This window comes from Paenibacillus sp. MZ03-122A (assembly GCF_024213325.1).
In the GTDB taxonomy this organism is placed as follows: domain Bacteria; phylum Bacillota; class Bacilli; order Paenibacillales; family Paenibacillaceae; genus Paenibacillus; species Paenibacillus polymyxa_B.
In genome coordinates, this window is sequence record NZ_JANAVI010000010.1 from 13,559 (window position 1) to 31,859 (window position 18,301).

Annotated in this window: 15 protein-coding genes; 11 read left to right on the top strand and 4 right to left on the bottom strand. The window is 45.0% G+C overall.

What is annotated here, in order from left to right:
* Positions 1-154: 154 nt before the first annotated feature.
* Positions 155-664 (top strand): hypothetical protein, encoded by a 510-nt coding sequence (locus tag NLX74_RS19455; RefSeq protein ID WP_061830325.1) that lies wholly within the window; start codon positions 155-157, stop codon positions 662-664.
* Between the two features lie 143 nt (positions 665-807).
* Here NLX74_RS19455 and NLX74_RS19460 read toward each other — a convergent pair whose 3' ends face one another.
* Positions 808-1,434, bottom strand: a complete 627-nt coding sequence (locus NLX74_RS19460) for an FMN-dependent NADH-azoreductase (RefSeq protein ID WP_043882169.1) — start codon at positions 1,432-1,434, stop codon at positions 808-810.
* A gap of 240 nt (positions 1,435-1,674) precedes the next feature.
* Here NLX74_RS19460 and murI point away from each other — a divergent pair, with 240 nt between their 5' ends.
* The 6 genes from murI (at position 1,675) to NLX74_RS19490 (ending at position 7,175) form a co-directional block, all read left to right on the top strand.
* Positions 1,675-2,529 carry a glutamate racemase gene (gene murI / locus NLX74_RS19465; RefSeq protein ID WP_254329782.1) on the top strand — a complete coding sequence of 285 codons (855 nt, stop codon included), beginning with the start codon at positions 1,675-1,677 and terminating at the stop codon, positions 2,527-2,529.
* A gap of 91 nt (positions 2,530-2,620) precedes the next feature.
* A complete protein-coding gene (locus NLX74_RS19470) occupies positions 2,621-3,469 on the top strand; it encodes an aminoglycoside phosphotransferase family protein (protein ID WP_254329700.1) in 849 nt (282 codons plus the stop codon).
* Positions 3,470-3,483: 14 nt separating this feature from the next.
* Positions 3,484-3,906 carry a metallothiol transferase FosB gene (gene fosB / locus NLX74_RS19475; RefSeq protein WP_235308179.1) on the top strand — a complete coding sequence of 141 codons (423 nt, stop codon included), beginning with the start codon at positions 3,484-3,486 and terminating at the stop codon, positions 3,904-3,906.
* 59 nt (positions 3,907-3,965) lie between these two features.
* Positions 3,966-5,360: an MATE family efflux transporter gene (locus NLX74_RS19480; RefSeq protein ID WP_069291764.1), complete on the top strand. Its 1,395-nt coding sequence runs from the start codon at positions 3,966-3,968 to the stop codon at positions 5,358-5,360.
* A 193-nt stretch (positions 5,361-5,553) separates the two neighbouring features.
* The gene (locus NLX74_RS19485) at positions 5,554-6,534 is read left to right on the top strand and encodes a S8 family peptidase (RefSeq protein WP_061830330.1); all 981 of its coding nucleotides are present in this window, start codon (positions 5,554-5,556) and stop codon (positions 6,532-6,534) included.
* Between the two features lie 155 nt (positions 6,535-6,689).
* Entirely contained in the window at positions 6,690-7,175 is a 486-nt protein-coding gene (locus NLX74_RS19490; protein WP_235308180.1) for a tetratricopeptide repeat protein, read from the top strand.
* Between the two features lie 156 nt (positions 7,176-7,331).
* Here the strand turns inward: NLX74_RS19490 and budA are convergent, their stop codons facing one another.
* Complete coding sequence (gene budA, locus NLX74_RS19495; protein WP_025722973.1) at positions 7,332-8,078, bottom strand: acetolactate decarboxylase; 747 nt, start codon at positions 8,076-8,078, stop codon at positions 7,332-7,334.
* A 162-nt stretch (positions 8,079-8,240) separates the two neighbouring features.
* On the bottom strand, positions 8,241-9,944 hold the full coding sequence (gene alsS, locus NLX74_RS19500; RefSeq protein WP_172828313.1) for an acetolactate synthase AlsS: 1,704 nt from the start codon (positions 9,942-9,944) through the stop codon (positions 8,241-8,243).
* A 518-nt stretch (positions 9,945-10,462) separates the two neighbouring features.
* Between alsS and uxaC the strand changes: the two genes are divergently transcribed.
* The 3 genes from uxaC (at position 10,463) to NLX74_RS19515 (ending at position 14,651) form a co-directional block, all read left to right on the top strand.
* On the top strand, positions 10,463-11,887 hold the full coding sequence (gene uxaC / locus NLX74_RS19505; protein WP_254329701.1) for a glucuronate isomerase: 1,425 nt from the start codon (positions 10,463-10,465) through the stop codon (positions 11,885-11,887).
* Positions 11,888-12,158: 271 nt separating this feature from the next.
* Positions 12,159-13,559, top strand: coding sequence for an MFS transporter (locus tag NLX74_RS19510; RefSeq protein ID WP_061830333.1), 1,401 nt, complete (start codon positions 12,159-12,161; stop codon positions 13,557-13,559).
* 87 nt (positions 13,560-13,646) lie between these two features.
* On the top strand, positions 13,647-14,651 hold the full coding sequence (locus tag NLX74_RS19515; RefSeq protein WP_069079639.1) for a LacI family DNA-binding transcriptional regulator: 1,005 nt from the start codon (positions 13,647-13,649) through the stop codon (positions 14,649-14,651).
* 99 nt (positions 14,652-14,750) lie between these two features.
* Here the strand turns inward: NLX74_RS19515 and poxB are convergent, their stop codons facing one another.
* Positions 14,751-16,475 carry a ubiquinone-dependent pyruvate dehydrogenase gene (gene poxB, locus NLX74_RS19520; RefSeq protein WP_254329702.1) on the bottom strand — a complete coding sequence of 575 codons (1,725 nt, stop codon included), beginning with the start codon at positions 16,473-16,475 and terminating at the stop codon, positions 14,751-14,753.
* Between the two features lie 315 nt (positions 16,476-16,790).
* On the opposite strand from poxB, the gene NLX74_RS19525 reads away from it, so the two are divergent.
* Positions 16,791-18,284 carry a tagaturonate reductase gene (locus NLX74_RS19525; RefSeq protein WP_254329703.1) on the top strand — a complete coding sequence of 498 codons (1,494 nt, stop codon included), beginning with the start codon at positions 16,791-16,793 and terminating at the stop codon, positions 18,282-18,284.
* The last annotated feature ends 17 nt before the right edge of the window (positions 18,285-18,301 follow it).

Here is an 18,301-nt window from a genome sequence, read left to right on the forward strand (position 1 = left end):
TTATCAAGTTTTAAGACCAAGTCTTAAAAAATCGTAACTTCTTTTTTATGTATCTGATACACTTTTTAACCGTGCAACGTTTATGATAAGTACACAAGGGTAATGAAGCTTACAGACACCGTGTACATACCCAAACGGCAAGGAGAGATCAGACATGATGAAACTAGCTTCGAAATGGACCGTATTGGCTTTAATGATGATGCTGATTACGACGGCAGGGGCAACAGCGCAAGGCTACACGCCTGTAGCAGCTGCTGAAAATCAGGAGACCGTATATATAAACCAAATGGAGATTCGTGACGGACAAATTTATTTGTCGGCAGACCCGATTGAATGGTATGAAGGCGCGGCAGCTGACAAAGCATTATTGGAGCATGAAGGAAATACAGGATTGGATGGAGCTCCAGATGGCTACTACATCGTAAACAATTCCGTGCAAAATGACGTGTATCAGGTTGCACCAGATGCTTCGGTAGAGGTGCAGATTTATGATCACACGGGTAACATAGAAGATACAGACGTGCAATGGAATGAATCGATTCCTCTGGCACAGTTTGAGAAAGATTTTGCTAAAAAGGACGTTCTGGACCTCAGTCAATTTCCATACCATGTTACGCTTCGTGAGGGTAAAGTTGTAAAAATCGTGCAGCAATTCATTCCTTAAAATAGAAGTAATCTCATTTCACAAACACGTGCTTTCACTTGATTATAGATCAGGGGAGCACGTGTTTTTTATACTTTATAACAAAAAAGAGGATATCCAGCCCATGTAGGGCGCGGATATCCTCTTCTCTTCATAATATATGATTAGAACGATTTTGCTGTGTCCACTGCACGTTGTACGGCAGAAGCAACGATTTCTTGTGCTTGATCTGGAGCTTGGTTATGTCCTTCCAGAACAACTTTCACGATGTCTTTCACTCCGAAGAAGGATAAGATGTTGTTCATGTAGTTCAAAGACATTTCAGCTGCAGCAGCTGGTCCTTCGGAATAAACGCCGCCTCTTGCATTCAACAGGGCTACTTTAGTTTCAGTTACGAGACCAACTGGACCTTCAGCAGTGTATTTGAATGTTTTACCAGCTTGGTTCAGGTAGTCAATGTACGTATGCAGTACAGCTGGAATCGTCATGTTCCAGAGCGGGAAAGCAAATACGACTTTGTCTGCTGCCAGAAATTGATCCAGGTAGCCATTAGCGATGTTTGCCAGGCGAGCTTCTTCTGCGTTCAGCTCCATGCCTCTAGCGGATTTGAACGTGCCGTTGATCATGTTAGCGTTCAAATAAGGAAGCTCGACGGAGAACAGGTCCAGCTCAGTGATTTCATCAGTTGGGTGGGAAGACTTGTAGCTTTCTACGAAGGCGTTATACAATTTAACTGTTGCAGATTCTTCAGCTGTACGATCATTAGCTTTGACAAATAATACTTTAGACATGATTTATTTCCCCCTAAGTAAGTTGAATAAGTAAGTTAAGTTAGTAAGTTACCACGTAATATTACAATATAAAGATAATATCTGTCAACACTTTTATATTAAATTTACTTTGAAAAGCTACTTTATTTTTTACACTGTGAATTTTACGTGTTTCTTTTGCAAAATATCAGTTTTGCGGTAAAATTTAAATGTAAAGTCTAATGAAGAGAATGGTTTGAGTAGGCGAAGAAGAAAATGAACATGGTGCCTGTAAGATATGGCACAATAGTTGAACGAAAAAAGGTGAGTAGCTTGAAGATAGGTTTTTTTGATTCAGGATTGGGTGGAATTACAGTATTGTCCGAGGCGCTAAGACGTTTGCCAAACGAAAATTTTGTATACATGGCGGATACGCTTCATGTGCCTTACGGGACGAAAACTCCTCAAGAGGTGCTTAGTTATGTCAAGGCTTCAGTAGAAACGATCCTTAAAGAAGATGTTAAGGCATTGGTCATTGCCTGCAATACGGCTACAAGTATCGCAGTTGCGGAGCTAAGAAAGGAATATCCTATTCCGATTATTGGTATGGAGCCAGCTGTGAAGCCAGCAGTCGAGATGAACCGAGCCAATGGTAAAAGAGTTCTGGTGTTAGCCACACCATTGACGTTGAAACAATCCTGTTATGCAGCGCTGGTATCCAGGGTTGACGATCATGGGAGCGTGGACTCACTACCTCTGCCGGAGCTAGTACATTATTGCGAACAGTTGAATTTTGACCGGGCAGAAATGTTCGAATATTTTAACCGTGAGCTGTCTTCGTTCAATCTCGACATATATGGTACGGTGGTATTGGGATGTACTCATTATCCTTTTTATAAGGAAATTCTAAGGGAACTACTACCTTCTCATATTCAGTTAATTGACGGGAGCCAGGGAACAGTTAGGCGGTTGAAACAGGTGTTGTCTGAGCGTAATTTGCTGGAACCTTCGCCAAAATCCGGTCCATCGCAGGAGGGACACATTACATTTCTATGTTCTAGTCAGGATGAGGCCTATGTGCATAAGATGGAGCGTGCGCTTGAAATCTATGCGGAGCATGAAAAGATTTATTTTTAAAAGAAGAGTGGCTGGCGAACGTGTGGGAGCTAAATGAAATATCCAAATCGCCAGCCGTATTGTGGATCAGACGCATGGAGGGAGGCGTGAGATGAATGTTCAACTGATCCTGAATGAGCTTCACGAAACGGGCGTGCTTGAAAGCCCTATGCGAAATCTCAAACCACTGACTGGCGGAACTTCGAGCAAAGTGGTAGTTGTCATGGACGGAACTAAGCCGCGATACGTGATTAAGCAAAATAATCCCGCTGTCGTAGAAGCCGAGGCAGAATTCTTACATACCTATGTACAGATTGAGAAACTATCGCGTTTGGTTTATGTAGATCCGTTGCACCGTTATTTGGTATACACGTTCAGGTCAGGGTTCACACAGTATCATGGAAGAAACAAAAGCGATTTGTTGCTTCGTCTGGCAACGGAGGTGATCTCGTACTACAAGCCTTGTGGTGAGGAACGTCATTATGGATATTCGGATCACCCGTTTGTGGAATGGAGAGATTTTCTGCTGCACAGAACGAAGGAATCTGGAATGATCATACAAGGCGTTTTACCCCGAGAGAATCATCGGTTCGTTCATACCCTTGTGGCTGGATTGCCGCAACGTAATATTAAATATTTGCTTCATGGTGACTGTGGGGTACATAATTTTGTGTTTACCGAAAACGGCACATTGACGGGTATTATTGACCCTGATCCAGTGGTAGGAGAACCTCTGTATGATCTGATATACGCCTTTTGTTCTTCACCGGATAGGCTGACTGTCGATACTATTTTGCCTGCCTTAGAGAAGCTTGAGCCGGAGATGACAGGGGAATACGAGCTGAACAGGGAAGTGTTACTGGGGTTATACTTTCGTATAGCTACCTGCATTCGCCATCATCCTAAAGACCTCGATATATATACAGAAGCATGGACCTACTGGCTAGACAGGGTACGCTGAAAGGAATAGGGAACATGAGCATACAAGGGTGGAATCATATTTGCTTTTCGGTGTCTGATTTGGAGAAGTCTATATATTTCTATCAGAATGTACTAGACGGAAAACTGCTCGTTAAAGGACGTAAGTTGGCTTATCTGGACTGTTTGGGAATGTGGTTAGCTCTCAATGTGGAAGAGGATATCCCGAGAAATGAAATTCATCATTCTTATACGCATATTGCATTTTCGATAGCGGAAGCTGATTTTGAGAGTATGCTCAACAAGCTGAGAACTTTTAATGTTACCATTTTGCACGGACGAGAGCGGAATGAACAGGATAAAAGATCGGTCTATTTTACAGATCCAGACGGACATAAGTTTGAATTCCACACAGGACAATTGCAGGACCGCTTGGAATATTATAAAAAAGATAAAAAGCATATGACTTTTTATGATTGATTAATTGACGTGTAGCTATTAAGTAATAATTGGGTCGCATTTAGGAGGAATACGGAAGGATGTCACTTTCTCAGGAAAACGGTTCCAAGCAAGCACAAGTCGTTAAAACGATGACGGTTTTTGCAATCACTTGGCCGATCTTTATAGAAATGTTGTTTCACATTTTGATGGGTAGCGTGGATACGTTCATGCTAAGCCATGTTTCTGATGAGGTTGTATCGGCTGTGGGTGTGTCAAGACAGTTGATTGAATTTACGATTATACTTTTCAATCTGCTTGGTCTTGGTGTAGGTGTGATCATTGCTCAGCTATTGGGGGCGCAAAAGCATGTGGATGCAAGCCGTGTTACGGCTTCGGCACTAACCTTTAATCTGGTGTTTGGTCTGGCGCTGAGCTTGATGTTTATTGTGAGCCGGGATTTTTTACTATCCTTTTACCATATTACCCCGACGATCAAGGAAAATGCAGAGATTTATATGATGCTAGCAGGGGGTTCGCTGTTTCTGGAAGCGCTTATGCTAACCGCAGGTCCGGTTATTCGATCGCATGGTTTTACTAAAGATACGATGATCGTGGGCATTGGTATGAATATATTGCATATTGTGGGGAATGCGCTGCTCATTTATGGTTGGTTTGGTCTGCCGCAGATGGGAGTGGCGGGTGCAGCGATTTCAACGGTTATTAGCCGTGCTGTAGCATGTGTCTGGATTTTTCTACTGCTGTACAAGCGTGTGAGTGCGCCGATTCGCATCCGGTATTATGTACAGCTCCAATGGAGTAAGCTGGTAGCAATCCTGAAGATTGGTATTCCTGCCGGGCTGGAATGGTTGTCTTATCAACTTAGCCAAATGATGGTGACCCGGTTTGTCAGCTTTATGGGTACAACAGCGATCGCAACCCATTTTTATACGAATACAATTGTGTACTTTTTTATGGTTTTTGGAATGGCTGTAGGTGAGGGGACGGAAATTATTGTTGCCCGCCTAATTGGAGCAGGAGACAAGGAAAAAGCCTATCATCAACTTTTACGGAGCCTGAAATGGTCTTTGGTCATTACGATTGCTGTGATCGTGGTAGTATCCTTTTTCCGATATGAAGTGATGGCGATCTTTACAGATGAGCCGGCGATCATTCAATTAGGGGCAGCGATTTTGCTGTTCTGTATACTGCTGGAGCCGGGCCGTGTGTTTAATCATGTTGTCATTAACTCCTTGCGAGCAGCGGGAGATGTTCAGTTCCCGTTAATGATGGCCATTATTTCAATGTGGGGGATTAAAATCCCGCTAGCATATGTACTGGGCATTCATATGGGATATGGTGTGCTGGGTGTGTGGATTGCACATGCCTGCGATGAGTGGGTACGAGGCATTTTCCACTATTTACGCTGGAAGGGTCGGAAATGGCAGCACAAATCGCTGTTATCTAAGGCTGAACTTCAGGCGGAATCAGTCTAAGGCTGAAAGAGATTCTACAACAGACATTCTCCAAGCAAATTGGAGGATGTCTGTTTTTTTACAAAAATAAGCAAAATGGGGATGTTCAAACTTTTCAAAAATTGCTAGAATATAGTAACCTCGAACGTAGTAGAGGTTTTCAAAGTTTCAAAGACGGATGGTTTCCGATTGAATCCATGAAGGAGGGAATAGGATGGAACGTAAAGTGCATATCATTCCTTACCAAGTGATCAAGCAGGAGCAACAAGTGAATGAAATACCGCGAGGGGTAGAGCTGATTCAGGCTCCTGCGGTATGGAACCAGACTCGAGGCCGAGGCGTGAAGGTGGCGGTGCTGGACACGGGCTGTGATTCGGACCATCCTGATTTGAAGGCGCGCATTATTGGCGGCCGGAATTTCACGGATGATGATCAAGGTAATCCGGAAATTTTCAAGGATTACAACGGTCATGGTACGCATGTGGCGGGAACTATTGCGGCAGCAGAAAATGCGGATGGTGTCGTGGGTGTTGCTCCAGAGGCAGACCTGCTCATCATCAAAGTGCTAAACAAGCAGGGCTCCGGTCAATATGACTGGATTATTCAAGGCATCTATTATGCGATTGAGCAAAAGGCAGATATCATATCGATGTCACTTGGCGGTCCTGAGGATGTGCCAGAGCTTCATGAAGCAGTAAAAAAGGCTGTAGCTAGCCAAATCTTAGTCATCTGTGCAGCTGGAAATGAGGGAGACGGTGACGACAGAACGGACGAGCTCGGCTACCCCGGCTGCTATAATGAAGTGATTAGCGTAGGTGCTATCAACTTTGATAGGCATGCCTCAGAATTCAGTAATTCAAATAATGAGGTGGATTTGGTTGCACCGGGAGAAGATATTTTGTCCACCGTTCCGGGCGGCAAATATGCGACCTTTAGCGGAACTTCGATGGCTACTCCGCACGTAGCAGGTGCATTGGCGTTGATTAAGCAGCTGGCGAATGCGAGCTTTGAGCGTGATCTTACAGAACCGGAATTATACGCACAACTCATCAAACGCACGATTCCACTCGGTAATTCTCCTAAGCTGGAGGGCAACGGTCTACTGTACTTGACGGCAGTGGAGGAGCTTTCTCGTATTTTCGACGCACAACGTGTAGCTGGAATACTCACTACAGGATCATTGAAGGTTAAATAAACCGTAACTTCAGCTTCGGATATATAGCGGCTCTCCTAAAGGGAGAGTCGTTTTTTTGGATTTCAAATCCTAGGGAAAACTCCATTTACATTGCATTCAAATGTCGGGTAACATATACCTCAAAGATAGGCATGAGTCAGAAGTGGAGGATGAATATGAACGATATCATGGCGCAAGCTGACGAGCTTAGACGAACAGGGCAAGCAGAGAAAGCACGTAAGCTTCTTTTAAAGGCATTAGAACAGCAGCAAAATGATGCAGAATTGTGGTATCAGACAGCTTGGACACATGATTCATTGGGCTTAGAGAGGGAAGCGGTTGCCTATTATGAAAAAAGCCTAGGTATGGCGTTATCCGCAGAATCAAGGAAAGGAGCCATCCTGGGATTAAGCAGTACATATCGTGTATTGGGAGATTACACCAAGGCGAAAGTGTGGTTGGACACAGGAATGAACGAATTTCCGGATTACAGACCGTTTCGGGTATTTTACGCGATGGTGTTATACAATCTGGGGGAATATGGGAAAGCCATGCAGGAGCTGCTAATGGAGGTGGCTGAGACGACCTCGGATTTATCTACACAGGAGTACTCACGTGCTATTCAATATTATGCAGATAAACTGGATCAGATCGAGGCATAGGTGAACCGGAGTGAGAGCATAAGCAGTAACGTATATATATGCTCGTACATAAAAAAATCACAGTCAGAGAGCAGTAATTCTCTTCCCTGACTGTGATCTTTTACTGTTTATTGTTTAGCTATAGAGTCCGTAACTTGATGAGTTATATAACTGTGATTACTGCGCACCTTCAGTAACGGCAATTTCTTTCTCCAGGTTTTCTCTGGACAGGTTGGCCTTCAAGTAATCCGGGGTATCGGGCAGGACCAGATGCAGATTGGATTTTTGACAAATGCGGATGGTACACTTTTCGACAATAAAATCAAAGACATGCCCGCCACCAGTGCGTTCATCGTTAATAAAATGCAGATGAAATCCGGCTACCCCAATACCTTGAGCATAGGCAGGTGTCCAAAAACCTGTAATCACGCCGGAAGCCTCATTAAAAGTGAAGGTAGGCTGTGACTTGGTCGCTTCGATAAAAGGTTTGTATGGTTTAACTTGGTGAGGCACGGTCCGTGTCTTTACTTCATGAAAAGTGCCATCCATACGGAAGGCATAGAACAGATTACGGCTTGGAAATAACGTTAACAGCAAAGCTTCCAATTCTTCACGATGCATAGGGCGGTCAATAGTATATGTGAAATCTTCCTGGAAAAAGGTGACGGTGGAAAAAGGTGTGGTTTCTTCCGGTTTTACGCGATGGGCCGTACCGTCTGGAAGCAAGTGATAAAATTCACCATCGAACGCGATCATCTCGCCATTCAGTTGATCAAAGGTACCAATTCCGAAATCCCCGTGCTTTTGCAACTCCTCAAAGGCAACAACTCCGTCATAAAGACCATCTAATAGAGCAAGCATAGTGGATGTTTGGTAAATATCATGATCAGCTTCTTGCTTGGTTTCCAATTGCGCAACGGTCATGGCAATACACTTCCTTTTATAATTGTATGCATTTATTTTCTTTCTTTTTCAATAATAAACGTAAAATTTCAGTAAATAACATGAATAACTCAAAAAAATCATAAAAAAAACGTTATACTCCATAATTGTCATAAAGCCGTCACGAGTGAGGCATGGTTGAGGTTAGTTTAATTGGTTAGGCAGCAGTTTACGTCCCAACTGGATGTTATCTTGATAATCAATCGGAATATCAACGACCACAGGACCGTCGGTATGAAGTGCCTGCTGTAATACACTTTCTAGTTCTTCAGGAGAGTGCACGCGTAATCCAGTGGCGCCGAAGCTTTCAGCATATTTCACTACATCAACATCTCCAAATTTTACACCAGACGTTCTTCCGTATTTAATCTGTTGTTGAAAAGCGACCATGTCGTAGGAACCATCTCTCCATACGATATGCACCAACGGTGAGTTAAGACGTACGGCGGTTTCGAGCTCCATAGATGAAAAAAGAAATCCTCCGTCTCCAGAAATAGAAACGACTTTGTGACCGGGATTGACGAGTGTGGCAGCAATCCCCCAAGGCAGCGCTACGCCTAGCGTCTGCATTCCGTTGCTGAATAGAAGGCGCCGCGGTTCATACGAACGGAAATATCGTGCCATCCAAATATAGTGTGAACCGACATCACAGGTGACTGTGACGTTATCATCAATCAGGCTGCGCAGTGTACGAATAAATTGCAATGGATGAATCAGAAAATCATGCTTGTGTGCGGGAACAGCCGCTTGCTCGTTTAGATCATGGCGCAGACGATTCAATTGGTCGCAGGAGGATTTAGGTAGCTTTAAGGTAGGTAATTCTTCTGCAAGGCTACCCACAATCAGGGCTATATTTCCGATTAGCTCGTAGTCCGGTTGATAATCATGATCAATATCGGCTTGATGGTCATCCAGATGAATGAGTGTTCGGTTTGCCGGAATGTTCCAGTTTTTTGGATCGTATTCGATAGGATCATAGCCAATCGTCAGTACCAAATCTGCGGCTCCAAGAAGCATATCACCCGGTTGATTGTGGAACAGACCCACTCTTCCAAAATAGTGGTCTTCTAGTTCACGGGAGATGGCTCCAGCGGCCTGGAAGGTTTCCACAACAGGCAGATCTGTATCTCGGATGAGAGCACGGATAGCTGCGGTGGCTTCAGGCGTGCTGGCTTTCATGCCGAGAAGAAGTACGGGCAGCTTGGCTTTTTTGATTTGCTCTGCGACTTGTTTGATGAGTCCGGCGGGTGCGGTTCCGAGTTGGGGAAGAGAGACCTTCTCAATGACGGTTACTTCAGATGACGAAGTCAACACGTCCTGCGGCAGGCTGACGAATGTGGCTCCAGGCTGGGCTGAGGTCGCAATTCGAAATGCATTAGCAATGGCTTCCGGTACATTATCAGGATGTTCTACTTCTACACTGTATTTGGTGATGGGTTCGAATAGTCCGGCGTTATCCATGGATTGATGCGTGCGTTTCAAGCGTTCGGATCTTGGGACTGCACCCGCAATGGCGACGACAGGATCACTTTCCGCATTAGCGGTGACAAGTCCTGTCGCCAAGTTAGATGCGCCTGGACCTGAGGTAACAATACATACGCCCGGTTTACCGGTTAATCGACCGACTGCCGCTGCCATAAAGGCGGCATTTTGTTCATGACGACATACGATCAATTCGGGCCCCCGATCTTGAAGAACATCAAAAACAGAATCGATCTTGGCACCTGGAATGCCAAAAATATGGGTAACCCCTTGCTTGATCAAGCAATCGACAACAAGGTCGGCTCCTTTTGTATCGGATATAGTTTTAGTTTGAACAGCTTGCACTTTTGTACTCAATGCTACCACCTCTTCTTCTTCTCTGTGAAATAACTAATGAAATACTTTTAATGTAAATCAATGGATGTATATTGCAATTATAATACAATAACTGGTATTTTCAAGAAAGAAATTTTCAGAAAAAAAGAGAAAACTATATAAAACGTTTTCAAAGTTTGATCTATCACGGAAAATTAAAATTGTGGAATTTTCTTGTGGTGTCGGTCACCGAGAAGATATAGAACAGATCTGTCCCAAATGGAGGCAGATCATTTTTATCCGCTCACATGATAAAAATCACTTTCCTCTACAAAGGATAGCGGTTACAATGTAATTGTTGTTAACGTAAACATTAAATTTAAGGTGAAGCAAACCAGTATGACATGATGTACAGGTATCATATTATAATTGTATTGTCCTGTACAAATCATATGGATTTCCTACCGCTATGGGGAATGTAATTGTTAAAAGGCAAGTAGTATCTCGAACGTTTTTGTTAACGTTAACAAATTGCTAGGAAACACGATTATAGAAGGGATGAGAAAGTAATGACCAAAACGTTTTTAGACGAAAACTTTTTGTTGAGCAATCCAACGGCTGAAACCTTATATCATCAGTATGCCAAGGATATGCCGATTATTGACTATCATTGCCATTTAAGTCCACAAGAAATTTATGAAAATAAAAAGTTCAAAAATATTACGGAAGCCTGGTTGTACGGAGATCATTACAAGTGGAGACTTATGCGGGCCAATGGGGTTGAGGAACGCCTGATTACGGGTGATGGTGAGGATTATGACAAGTTTTTGGCTTGGGCCAAAACCGTACCTACACTAATCGGCAATCCGCTGTACCATTGGACGCATTTGGAGCTTCAACGCTTTTTTGGTGTCTATGAGCTGCTGAATGAACAGAGCGCACCTGTAATCTGGGAAAAGGTAAACCAAAAGCTGCAGGGAAAGGGCTTTGGCGCACGTGATCTGATTGTGAACTCGAAGGTAACTGTGGTGTGCACCACGGATGATCCGACGGACCATCTCGAATACCACAAACAAATCAGCAAACTGAACGATTTCCCAGTGGCAGTGCTGCCAAGCTTCCGCCCCGACAAAGCTTTGGAAATTAATCGCGAAACTTTCCAGCCTTGGGTGGCTCGGTTGGGTGAAGTCAGCGGACTGGATGTTTCTGGCCTGGAAGGGTTTTTGAATGCGCTGGCAAGCCGGGTGTCCCATTTCCATGCTGCCGGAGGTCGAGTATCTGATCATGCGCTCGATACTGTTGTCTATGAAGAAACGACACTGGAGGAAGCAGCAGCCATATTCAGCAAGGGGCTGGAGGAAGGCCATGTGACTCCTTTAGAGGAGGCGAAATATAAATCGTACGTTTTGGTTTTTCTTGGCAAACAGTATGCAGAACATGGCTGGGCTATGCAATACCACATTCACGCGCTGCGTAACAATAACACGTCTATGTTCAGTCATTTGGGACCGGATACAGGGTACGATGCCGTAAATGATGGCTCGATCGCCCGTCCATTGGCGGCATTGCTGGACGCACAGGAGCTGGCAGGAGGATTACCGAGAACGATTTTGTATTCGCTTAATTCGGTTGATTATCCAGTACTGGCAAGTCTCGCGGGCTGCTTCCAATCCGGTGGAACTGTAGGGAAAATCCAGTTTGGCACGGCATGGTGGTATAACGACCACATCGAAGGTATGCAGGAGCAGATGAAGTTGCTGGCTAACTACGGGGTGCTGTCCCGCTTTATTGGTATGCTGACGGATTCCCGTAGCTTCCTATCCTACACACGCCATGAATATTTCCGCCGTATACTTTGTGACTTAATCGGAACGTGGGTTCAGGAGGGTAAGGCGCCTGAGGATCTGGAACTGCTCGGAGCAATGGTACAAAATATTTGCTACAATAACGCCGAGCAATATTTTAATTTCCCAACGGTTGTTCATAGTAAGTGAAGTTATTGCCTAGGTGAGAACTCACTAACTTCATAAAAAGAGCTCTTGCCAGGAGCTTGTTTCAAAACTCCCGGTAAGAGCAATTGAAAACAAAATAGTTATCAACTGAGGATTTTGCAAAAATCCCATAAGCGACTTCCAATGAACAAGATATAGATCGAAATGGTTTAGTTCGTCTGTATCTTGCACTTCGGAGCGACTGGAATCGAATTTTGCAAAATCCTGAACTAATTATGTGAAAATAATTACAAACATAGAGGAGTGTGTAGGTATGGGAGTGCCTATCGTGCAGGAGAGCGTCCAAACTGACAACAAGACAGGCGAGCATATTAGCCTGAAAGAAAAGATTTCGTATGGTATGGGTGACTTTGGAAACGGATTCATGTTTGATTTGGGGCAGTTGTATTTGCTGAAATTTTTTACAGATGTAGCTGGGGTTTCTGCAGGAGCCGCCGCAGGCATTTTCCTGGTCAGCAAGCTGTTTGCCGCCGTCTGTGATCCCATTGTCGGGTCCTTTGTTGATTATCGCAAACATATCGGTACACGTGGAAAATTTAGACCTTTTCTTATCGTTGGAAGCGTTATCCTTGCAATTCTTACGATTCTTACCTTTATTTCGCCGAATATTTCACCCACAGGCAAACTCATTTACGCTTACGCGTCCTATATGATCTGGGGAATTGGCTACTCTATTGTAAACATTCCATACGGCTCGCTGGGTGCCGCTATTACGCAGGATACTCATCAGCGTGCCTCATTGTCATCTTTCCGTCAGGCGGGATCTCTGGGCGCATTATTCGTCACCAGTGTCGTTGTCATGCCGCTTATTTTACTGTTTCCTAACCATCATGTTGGCTATCCGGTTGTGATGGGGATTATGTCACTCATTGGTGTGATCGCTTTCATCATATGTTACCGAGGAACGAAAGAACGTATTATTAGCCAGTCCGGGCCAAAAGAGAAGCTATCTATAGGCGTTATCGTGCATACCTTTACGAATAACAAGCCTTTGCTGGTACTCGTTTTGATGACGATTTTCACCATATCCGCGTACAATATCAAGTCCGCACTACTGATCTATTTTGCCGAATATAACTTGGGGCATGTAGAATTAATGGCTTATATGAATTTTATTATTATCGGTTCGTCGCTACTGGGTGTGTTGTTCCTGCCCAAGCTGGTACGGCGCTTCGGTAAACGAAAAACAGCCATACTGGGGATGCTGGTTAGTGTCATTGCCGACTCCATTAACTTTTTTATGCCTTCCAATGTATATATTTTTACAATCCTCGCCAGTATTTCGTTCATTGGTATTAGTATTCCTAACGGGGTGACCTGGGCATTCGTGTCCGATATCATAGATTATGGCGAATGGTCATCCGGGGAGCGTAAGGAAGGGATTACTTACTCGTTATTTAACTTTTCACGTAAGTTGGCTCAATCCTTGTCTGGCTTTCTATCGGGTATTGGACTAGCGCTCATCGGGTATGTTCCGAATGTGGTTCAGTCCTCTGGAACGCTGCTTGGGATCAAGGCATTGCTTTGTCTCTATCCGGCTGTTGCCCTGGCTTTGGCCATGCTGGTCATCGGTAAAATGTACAAGCTAACTGACAGCAGACATGCAGAAATGGTTCAAGAGTTACAACGTCGACATGCGGATAACCGCGTATAATTTGTGAAAGTCTTCTTTTCCGGGCGGCTCCTGTGGTATGGTGGGTATATAATTTTTTTAGAGCCTCACTAAGGAAAGGATACGTATATGGCAGCTACCATTAAAGACATTGCCAAATTGGCTAATGTTTCCCATACAACCGTCTCCCGGGCGCTCAATAACAGCCCGCTGATTAAAGAAGATACGAAACGCAAAATTATGGAGTTGGCAGAGCAACTCAATTACATTCCAAATTTTAATGCCAAAAGCCTGGTTCTCCAGCGCTCGCATACGATTGGCCTGTTTTTCACCAGTATTTCAGAAGGCACCAGCTCCAGTTTTTTTGCGGATACCATCCGTGGAGTTAATCATGTCATCGGGGTGGATTACAATCTGTTTGTGCGAGGGATTGACGATTACGCCGATTTTTCGGCCATTCACCGCAAGCGTTTTGATGGTATCATTCTGATGAGCCAGAGCGAGGCGGACAACCCTTTTATTTATCATGTGCTCGGTCAAGGCATTCCGCTTGTTGTACTGAATCGGCAGGTATCCGGGGCGGGGATTGTAAATGTGATTTCAAATGATAAGGAAGGGTCCTATGAAGCGGTTTCCTTTCTCGTTGAGAGTGGGCATGAACGCATTGCGATCATTGAAGGGGTAGAAGGCTTCAAGTCTACCCAGCAACGCCGCGAGGGTTTTATGAATGCGTTGATTGATAGTGGTAAACCGATTCGACATGAATATATCGTGCAAGGCCATTATGATACTGAAAGCGGAAGCCAAGCAATGAAGCAACTGCTTTCCCTGCAGGAGCCGCCGACAGCGGTATTTTGCTCTAACGATGATATGGCTATTGGGGCAATGAATGCGGTATTCGAAAATGGCTTGAAGGTACCAGAGGATATCTCTGTCATTGGTTTTGACGATATCGGGTTCTCAATGTATACGACTCCACCGTTAACAACGGTCAAAAGACCGATTGAGCAGATAAGTGAGCGCGGAGCCGCCTGCATTCTGGAACGAATTCAGTCACCGTCCAATGAGGGTGAGCTTATATTTATGGAGACCGCGCTCATGAAGCGGAAATCAACGGCAGGCAGACCACGCTGAGTCTCGTTTGATTAACAGGCAGGCCAAAGGGGCAGAAACCATGCTAGATGTATGGTTTCTGCCTCTTTTAGGTTGAAATGTGCTCTGCTTCGTCTGTATTTAACGAAAGAGATTGGTTTTAGCTAGTTCTACAATCTCGTCACCGCGTCCGTTCAGCATCGCTTTCATCATCCACAGTGTAAATCCTTCTGCTTGTTTAAGATTAATTTTGGGTGGCATGGATAGCTCTTGACGGTTCACCACCACGTCTACCACAACAGGGCCATCATGAGCCAATGCTTGCTGAATGGCATCCTCCAGCATTGTCGGATCTTCAACCCGGATGCCCTTGAGTCCCATGGCTTGCGCTACAGCACCAAAATCAGGATTCACCAGTTCAGTGCCGTTTTCCAGGAATCCGGCCGCTTTCATTTCCAGCTCGACAAAACCGAGAGCGCCATTATTGAAAACAATGACTTTAATAGGCAGCTGATGCTGCTTCAGGGTGAGCAGGTCGCCCATCAGCATCGTGAGTCCGCCATCGCCAGAGAGGGCAATCACTTGTCGGTCAGGCTCAGTGGCCTGCGCTCCGATCGCCTGCGGCAGGGCATTTGCCATCGTGCCATGGTTGAACGAGCCGAGAAGCCGACGCTGACCGTTCATCTGCAAATAACGCGCCGCCCATACAGTGGGAGTACCGACATCACAAGTGAAAATAGCATTTTCCTGCGCGGCGTCACTGATGACCTTGGCGAGATATTGCGGATGGATCGGCGTATGACCTGGTTTACCGACGGCAAGATCATCCAACTCCTGGCGTACCTTGGTATAGTGGGAAACGGTTTTCACTAGATGCTTGGAATCATGCTCTGACGTTAAATGCGGTAGCAGCATTTCCAATGTGGCTTTTACATCCCCGCACAAACCATACGTCAACGGAGTACGTCTGCCGAGATGGGCTGGCTCTATATCTACCTGTAGGACAATCGCATCTTCAGGGTAAAATTGTCTGTAAGGGAAGTCTGTTCCGAGCATAAGCAGGACGTCACAATCCATCATCGCATGGTACCCGGAAGAATACCCGATCAGTCCGGTCAATCCAGCATAATAAGGGTTGTCATACTCCAGATATTCCTTGCCTCGCAGAGCGGATACCATGGGGGACTTTAGCTTGTCACATAACTGCATGAGCAAGTCGTGAGATTGTGCACAGCCAGCGCCGCATAGTAACGTAATTCGTTTGCCTTTATTCAAATATTCGGCCAGTCGGGAAATTTCGGAAACGGACGGATGCACTACAGGTGCAGTGGGATGGTAGACATGTTCAGGGACGGGTACCTTTTCCGCCTCCAAAGCTGCTACATCACCGGGAAGAACAATGACGGAAACACCTGAACGTGAAATTGCCTGTTGAATGGCCATGGTCACCGTTCTGGGAATTTGACGCGGTGTCGTAATCACCTCACAAAAGTGACTGCATTCTCCGAAAAGATGCTCAGGATGCGTAGCTTGAAAATATTCACTTCCGATTTCGTCGGTTGGAATATGAGCGGCAATAGCCAGTACAGGCACCCGATTGCGGTGGCAATCATATAAACCATTAATCAGATGCAAATTTCCGGGACCACTGCTTCCAGCACATACAGCAATGCTGCCACTAAGGTCAGCATCCGCTCCGGCTGCAAAGGCAGCCACTTCTTCGTGCCTTACATGAATCCATTCAATTTGACCGTTGCTGCGAATGGAATCAACCATATTATTTAGAGAATCTCCAACAATGCCATAAATTCGTTTGACCCCTGCATTGACCAAAACTTGTACAATAGTATCTGCGATTGTCTTCATAGATGTTCCTCCTGCCTAGTAAGTAGTGTTATCCTGCCCGTGCTTTTTTGCGTCTATTCTCCTGAAATGTATATAAGAACAAGGTCTCGGGATAGGGTGATAAGTTAGCCTTAACCGTCTTAGAACAGGTGCGAAACAACAGAAAAAGGGCGATATATTTGCAGATTTTTATATAAACGTATATGTTAACGTGTTCATATTATTGTCATTATTAATTTTTTAAACTAAAAATGTTGATAAAACTATTTTGTTAACGTGTGCATTGTGATAAAATAACGATGAAATCATTATGGTAATTGTGGGAGGTTACTCCGGATGAAACAAGTAGATGAATTAGACCAATTAAACAGAAAAAGCTTTATCGTTAATGAACCACATCCCGAGAGGGTGCTACAATTCGGGGAAGGGAACTTCCTGCGTGCTTTTGTAGACTGGCAATTTGACAAAATGAATAAGCTAGCAGAATGGAATACGGGAGTTGTGATTGTACAACCGCAGCCAGGAGGCCTCGTGGAGAAGCTTAACGAGCAGGATGGCCTGTATACGGTTATTCTTGAAGGGATTAAGGATGGGAAGGCCATGAAGGAGCATACCGTTGTGGAGTGTGTCACTCGTGGGATTAATCCGTACGGTTCGGACTTTGTGGAGTATGAAGCATTATCCCAAAAGCCGGAGCTGCGTTTTGTCGTGTCGAACACGACGGAAGCGGGGATCGCTTATGCCCCAGAGGATCAATTGGAAGATCGTCCGCAAAAGAGCTTTCCAGGTAAATTGGCCGCCTTTCTGTACAAGCGCTTTCAATTTTTTGGGGGCGATCAGAGCAAGGGACTGGTGATCATTCCGTGCGAGCTCATCGACCGTAATGGAGACGCTCTCAAGGAAATCGTACTGAAATATGCGGACCAATGGAAGCTTGGGGCCGAGTTTATTGCATGGTTGGAGGAATCGAATACGTTCTGCAACAGTTTGGTCGATCGGATTGTACCTGGCTATCCCAAAGACCGAATCCATGAAATTCAAGCAGAATTGGGTTACAAGGACGATTTGGTTGTTGTGGGCGAACAGTATCATTTATGGGTCATTGAAGGGCCACAATGGCTTAAAGAAGAATTACCTGCTCATTTGGCCGGATTGAATGTACTGATTGTCGACGATATGGCACCCTACCGTACACGGAAAGTACGCATTTTGAATGGAGCACATACGGCTCTTACACCTGTAGCTTATTTATATGGCCTGGACACGGTGGGGCAGGCGGTCGAGCATGATATTATGGGCAACTTTATCCAGTCACTGATCCGAGAAGAAATTATTCCGACGCTGGACTCGTCAGAAGCGGAATTGAATGTATATGCCGACGATGTTATTGAACGATTCCGTAATCCATATGTAAGTCATTATGTTATGAGTATCGCACTAAATTCGGTGTCCAAGTTCAAGACACGGAACTTGCCATCCTTGCTCCAGTATGTGGCACAACGTAAGGCTCTGCCTGTCAGAATCGTATTTTCACTGGCGTCCCTGATCGTATTTTATCGGGGAGACAGAAATGGTGAGTCGATTGCGTTGGCAGACGAAGCTGAAGTGTTGGGTACGTTTGGTGAACTGTGGAGTCGATATGACGGTACTCTCGCCGGGGCGAAGCAATTGACTGCGCTGGTACTTGGCCAGCAGACATGGTGGGGTCAAGACCTGAACCAGATCGAAGGGCTGGCTGCACAAACGGCACAGCATGTGTATGAAATTACAAGCAGAGGAATGAAGGAGACGCTCGATTCTCTAACCGGGAACAGCGTGCCCAGAGCATAAGCAAGGAGGAGACCGGA